General features: G+C 32.2%; 1 protein-coding gene. It reads right to left on the bottom strand.

The window, feature by feature from the left end:
* Positions 1-4: 4 nt before the first annotated feature.
* Positions 5-639: PIN/TRAM domain-containing protein (locus IDG60_RS19845; RefSeq protein ID WP_481906116.1), on the bottom strand; the 635-nt coding region annotated here is incomplete at its 5' end.

Raw genomic sequence — 639 nt, 5'->3', positions numbered from 1 at the left:
GTTTTTATAATGATACTGTATCTTCGATTTTTTTAGCAAAAACAATTCTTCCTGAAGATGTTTGCAATAAGCTGACTACTTCTAAATTGACATGACTGCCAATAAGATTTTTAGCATTATCAACAACTACCATCGTACCATCATCTAGATATCCTACTGCCTGACCAGGCTCTTTACCCATTTTTGTCAGTAAAATATGCAGTTGATCACCTTGATGTACATTAGGTTTGATTGCTTCTGATAAATCATTAACATTTAATGCTTTGATACCATGTACATGACAAACTTTATTTAGGTTGAAATCTGTCGTAATAATACTTGCATGATATTGTTTAGCTAGCTTTAATAGCATTGTATCAATATCACTATGTGTTTTAGTTGGATGTATAACCTTTGTAGGATAATCTAAATCATACAATTCATTTAAAATATCTAAGCCTCTTTTACCCTTTTCACGTTTAACACTGTCATTTGAATCTGCAACAATTTGTAATTCATTAATAACACCTTGCGGAATTAAAATATTGCCATCGATAAAACCGCAACGAATGACTTCTAAAATACGACCATCAATAATTGCGCTTGTGTCGATAATTTTTGGCGTAGCACTTTTAGTATGTTGTGACATGGAACGCGCTA

The organism is Staphylococcus sp. EG-SA-2 (genome assembly GCF_017152085.1).
Note: the sequence above shows the minus strand (reverse complement) of the source record. Positions and strands in the feature narration are given on the sequence as shown.